The sequence below is a fragment of the Aporhodopirellula sallentina SM41 genome (assembly GCF_000346505.1).
GTDB lineage: Bacteria > Planctomycetota > Planctomycetia > Pirellulales > Pirellulaceae > Rhodopirellula > Rhodopirellula sallentina.
This window is the reverse complement of sequence record NZ_ANOH01000126.1, coordinates 1-5,539: the sequence shown is the minus strand read 5'-3', so window position 1 is coordinate 5,539 and position 5,539 is coordinate 1. Positions and strand designations below refer to the sequence as shown.

Annotated in this window: 4 protein-coding genes; 3 read left to right on the top strand and 1 reads right to left on the bottom strand. The window is 56.7% G+C overall.

What is annotated here, in order from left to right:
- Positions 1–167 precede the first annotated feature (167 nt).
- Positions 168–1,967: a 30S ribosomal protein S1 gene (locus tag RSSM_RS08345; protein ID WP_008676593.1), complete on the bottom strand. Its 1,800-nt coding sequence runs from the start codon at positions 1,965–1,967 to the stop codon at positions 168–170.
- A 504-nt stretch (positions 1,968–2,471) separates the two neighbouring features.
- On the opposite strand from RSSM_RS08345, the gene RSSM_RS08340 reads away from it, so the two are divergent.
- The 3 genes from RSSM_RS08340 to RSSM_RS08325 all read left to right on the top strand — a co-directional run.
- A complete protein-coding gene (locus RSSM_RS08340; protein WP_044301828.1) occupies positions 2,472–2,720 on the top strand; it encodes a hypothetical protein in 249 nt (82 codons plus the stop codon).
- 1,263 nt (positions 2,721–3,983) lie between these two features.
- Positions 3,984–4,733, top strand: coding sequence for an FHA domain-containing protein (locus RSSM_RS08335; RefSeq protein WP_044301826.1), 750 nt, complete (start codon positions 3,984–3,986; stop codon positions 4,731–4,733).
- 514 nt (positions 4,734–5,247) lie between these two features.
- The coding region (locus RSSM_RS08325; protein ID WP_044301822.1) for an RNA polymerase sigma factor at positions 5,248–5,539 on the top strand (292 nt) is incomplete at its 3' end.

The following is a 5,539-nucleotide window of genomic DNA, read 5'->3' as shown; positions in this document are numbered from 1 at the left end:
TGTCGCTCGGTCTTTCGCGGTCGTCACTTCACGGCTCGGGAAACCGTCAGTCGTAAAAATCGACATCCCGAGAGCCCAGGCAACGTGGGGCTGGCCATTAAAAAAGCCCGACCGGGGAATCCGATCGGGCTTTTCGCTAGGTTGCTAACAAGAGTTTGAACTCAAACTCAGGAGTCGTCGCCACCGGTTGGGAAGAGAGGGCCGGCACTTCCGAGACCACCTTTGAGGTTGCCTTCGTCGAGCGTCGCAGGCACGCCGGACTCGGCGGCTTCTGCGGCAGCGGCTGACTTCTCTTGCTCTTCGCTCCAATCGACTCGTTTGAGCGACAGACCGATTTTGCGTTCGTCGGTATCGACGCGAAGCACTTTGACTTCGATCTCGTCACCGACTTTGACGACTTCTTCAGGGTCATCGACTTTGTGCTCAGCCAACTCGCTGACGTGAAGAAGACCTTCGAGGCCGTCTTCGAGGCCGATAAAGACACCGAAGTTAGTGATCTTGGTGACTTCACCTTTGACCAATTGGCCAGGCTGATACTTGTCTGGAATGTCGCCATCCCATGGGTCGTTGTCGAGTTGTTTCAGACCGAGAGCGATCCGGCGACGTTGTTCGTCGACACTGAGGATCCGGCACTCGAGTTCTTGGCCCTTCTCGAGCACTTCGCTCGGGTGAGCGATCTTGCGGGTCCACGACATGTCGCTGACGTGCAACAGTCCGTCGATGCCTTCTTCGAGTTCGATGAACGCACCGTAGTTGGTGAGGTTACGCACCTTGCCGGTAACGTCCTTGCCTTCTGGGTACTTCTCGAGGACTTCGTCCCATGGGTTCTTCAGCGTTTGCTTCATACCGAGCGAAAGCTGCTGGCCTTCTGGGTCGACGCCGAGGATCATGACCTCGATCTTGTCGCCAATGTTGACCAACTCGCTCGGGTGATTGACTCGTTTGGTCCAGCTCATTTCGCTGATGTGGACGAGACCTTCGATGCCCGGTTCGAGTTTGACGAACGCACCGTAGCTCATCACGTTGACGACTTCGCCAGGGTGACGCGACTCGACAGGGTACTTCGTTTCGATGTTTTCCCACGGGTTGCGATCCTTCTGCTTCAAACCGAGAGCGATTTTTTGCTTCTCGCGATCGATGTGCAGAACCTTGACTTCGATTTCTTGGTCGATCGAAACCATTTCGGTTGGGTGACCGATTCGTTCCCACGCCATGTCGGTGATGTGGAGCAAGCCGTCGATGCCGCCGAGGTCGACGAACGCACCGAAGTCGGCGATGTTCTTGACGATACCGGTGCGGATCTGGCCAATTTCCAGTTCCTGCATCAGGTAGGTGCGGTCTTCTTCGCGTTGACGTTCAATCAGGCTACGACGGCTGATAACGATGTTGCGACGGGTGTCGTCGATCTTGAGCACTTCGGCTTGAACAACGCGACCGATGAAGTCGCCGATGTCGCCCGGACGCCGGATATCGACTTGGCTGCCCGGCAGGAAGACGTTGACGCCGATATCGACCAGCAAACCGCCCTTGATCTTGCGAATGACGGTACCGGTGACCACTTGGCCCTCGGCAACCGTTTCCATCATCTCTTCCCACTCGATGATCTTCTCGGCTTTTCGCTTGCTCAGCGAGATCATGCCGTAAGGATCGTCGGCGGCGCCGAGTTCGTCCTCCATCTCTTCGATGAGGACTTTGACCGTATCGCCAACTTTCGGGGTGTCTTCATCAGGGCCCCATTCGTCGAGTCCGACGGTGCCCTCGCTCTTGAAGCCGACGTCGACGAGTGCCCACTCGTCATTGATTTCGACAATCCGGCCTTCGACGATGTTTCCTGAGTTGTAGTCTTGCTGCTCCGCAGCAAAATTCTCGATCATCCATTCTTCGACTTCGTCCTCCGGAGCCATCAGGGCCAAATCTTCGAGGATGTCGTCGTCTTCTAGTGAGCGGATGAGGTTGCGGTTGACCATGAATCATTACCAGGGATGAACCAAAACAGGCGAGCACCGGCCAATTAGCTCGCGGGAGATTCGTCCCGAGGGGGTTAAAGGAGTTTGCTGAAACGGACCGGATTAGCGGCTCGGAAGCCTAGCCACGTAAGCTACCAAACAAGCAAAATCGTCACAACGGCGTTGTGAGGGAAAGTCGCGGGAGAATCCCGAAAGCGGCGCGTGCGATTGGTCGTCGCCCCCCGGCCGGTCGCATGTACTCCGGCATCGCAGACCGCATCTGCAAACCGAATCGCCAGAAAAACTGCCCAGCGCGAGATGCGTGCGGTTCAGCGCCGCACGAATTTGCCGCGAAGTTACCCCGCTTTCTTCGAGTTGCGCTATGGACATCGGACTTCTGGCTTTCTTAAAAGCCAGATGCTAACCACTCACGGGCGGTGTGGCCTGGACGTGCTCGCGTTCGACATTTGCCTCGACCCGCCCGACATATCTCTCTATATCGCATCCGTTTTCGAAAGACCAACCATGAACTTCAACTTTTTCGATTGGCTCCGCGACGGCGTCCGACAATCTGTGTTGCTGGGCGTCAGCGATGCCGTCGAGCAAATCGGCACTCCCGATGCTTCCTCGGAAGTAAACCCTGAGATCGGCGCGTTGCTCAACGAGCCTTCGGGCCGTTCCTCCTCGCCGACCAAACGCAAACGCGTCGCGAGAAAGGGCACCACACAGAAACGTCTCGGAAAGTCGCTGCAGGAACTCAATCCTCCCGCCTAGTATTCCACTGCAGCGTGGCTTTCGGGTGGAATCGTAGTGGATGACGCAAGGAATCACCTTACGTGACTAGCGCATCAAGGACTCGTCGCCTCGTCCACTACCCGAAAATCAAGTTGACATGAAGTACTAGAGCGTTTGAAACAATGATGTCGCCGATGTCGCGAAACATTGGTGGCGTTTGTTCGGTGGTCTGATACTCAGTGGTCTGGATTCTGATGAAGCCGGCTACGGAGATCGGATCCGTCGAAGACAAACACGAATCGCCGCGGGAGTTCCTGCGGCAGATGAATCGGCGATCCCAGGCACGCACCGATTGCGGATCACTGTGGGCGGGATCACGGTAGGAAAACGGATCCCGATTCGGCCGATGGGATATTTTTTAGTTTTTAAAGAGATTTTTTTCTTCGTCTCTTTAGGGAGCCCAGCCCTCACGAATGCCAGCACGGCAAAGGGTGAGAGAGCAGGCCGTCCCCACCCCGCCCGCGACGATGGACGCACCTCGTTGCCGCGCGATCGCATCCACCCCATGGAAGTTCATCCGCCATGAATCCTTCACCTTGGGGCGTCGAACTGCCGGTGCCACTCCCGGACTCTGCGATCGCCGGGAAGACGCACGCTCCATAGCCGGCTTTTTGAACCGAAAAACCGATGCACTTCCGCTTCGACGGCACCCGCCTAGACACACGAACCTAGCCACCCACCGGGCAGTGTTCATTTGCAACCCGCCTGGGGGCAAAACCCAATCGCGGCTTTGTAACTGCGTTGCACTGGGTGTTTCCAATTGCTAATACTGCGTCAGACGGTACCTGGGACGAATGTCAATAGACGACATGCGAAGGCGCCCCAGTGATTGTTACCCGTGAAAACGGGTGGGGCATTGGAGTATTCAGGTAGTATTTTGCGTGTGCGATCTTTCCCGCAGTGGCGACCAAAGGACGAATCATCTACGCTATCGAGAATCGAAGGCGGAAATGCGTCGGTAAGGCAACTATGATGTGGCAGAAGGGCGTCGTCCTAGCGACTGAGATGTTGTCTTGATTTTGTCGTACGGTGAGCTGCGGGTTAGCAAACCTTCAGACGAGGCATTGAACGCGGATTACGTGGGATCTACCGGCCGTCAGAACGTTCACTCACCGTTCTGGGGGACCACAGCGTTAATTCCGGGCCATAGCGTCCACTCGGGCCACAGCGTCCATTCCGGGCCACAGCGTCCACTCCGGGGATGCCCCCTGGGAGAATCTTCGTCGTTCGCGAAGGGTAAACATGAAAATCAGACTACGAGTTCAAACCGGCAGCCTTCAGGGCAAGGAAATCGAAATCGGCCAGGAGAAATTCGTGATTGGCCGAAGCGACTCCTGCCAACTTCGTCCCAAGAGTGAATCCGTCAGTCGAAAGCACTGCATCATCGCCGTCCAAAAAGGACGTGTGTTGATCCAGGACCTGAAGAGCCGCAACGGCACCTTTGTCAACGAAAAACGACTACCGCCGGACAAAGCAAAGGTTCTTAAGGACGGTGATATCCTTCGCATCGGCAAGCTGACTTTTGCGTTGGTAATCGAGCACGGCCTGCAGGCTGCCAAAAAACCAGAGGTCCGAAGCGTCGCCGACGCCGTCAGCCGAACTCGCGAGGAAGGGTCCTCGGACAGCAAGTTCGAAGAGGTCGATGTCAGCTCGTGGCTCGATGAAGCCGACGCGATCGATCGGGTTCGCAAAATGAACGATCCGGAAACTCGCCAGCTGACGCTCAACGAAATGCAATCGGCGAGTGGCGGTGACAGCGACGACCTGTCCGTCAGCGAGGCACTCGCCGGAGCAAACGATACGAAGGCCAAAGAAGACATCAACGCGACCCAGGACACGGGCGTTGAAGAAGACGCCGACAAGTCGAAGAAGTTCGTTCCGCCTAAAAAGCAGAAACCAGGCAAACTTCCTGCCGGCATGAAAAAGGCCATGCAGGAAAGCTCGCGGGACGCCGCCGACGACGCGTTGAAGCGTTTCTTCAGCGGTCGATAAGCTGCCCGTGGGGTGGTGACGTTTCCAAACGCCCCGAATACAACCCGGACGGTTCCTCTGCGAGCCGCGTTCCGGTCGTGTTCGCTACTCTCGCCGGCCGAATTGATTGTTCGAAACGCCGCGGGGCTCCTGCCGGGCGTCAAACCATCACGTGCTCAGACCGTGGTTGGCGAAATGGGGTGGGGGCCGACAAGCAGATCCAGCAAGCTTGCACTGCGACTTCTTCGGCGGGATCGTCTATCCTTTGTGTATTGAGGGAACACCAGAAACCGTCCCAGGGATTCACGAGCCAAATCGGCAGAGCGGTTCATCGATGCTGCCGGCCGATCCTGAATTCGACGGGCGGTGTTCTGCCGTCTCAGCGGACTGATTGAGCGAATTGCAAAACTCTCTGGCTTTTACAGCGTAGAGTTTGCAAGGCAGCGCACCGCTGGCACAACGCCTCAATGAATCGGCAACGTCGCTGCCCGCCGCACGCACTCGAAACACCTCGAATCCCTCACGGCATTCCCTGATGAGCCCGCACACACAATCATTCGCGGTACTTTCCAACGCCGCCTTGGTCGACCGATGCCAACATCAAGACGAAGCCGCGTTCACGGAGATCTTTCGGCGACATCGTCAAATGGTCTATCGAGTTTGCCTGCGTTATCTCGGGCATCACCACGACGCCGAAGACGTAACCCAAGAGACGTTTCGACGTGCCGCCATGGCGATCCCAAGGGTTGATTCACGTCGCCCACTCGAACCTTGGCTAGTCACGATTGCGGCGAACCGCTGCCGCACTTTCCTCTCTCGACGGTCGA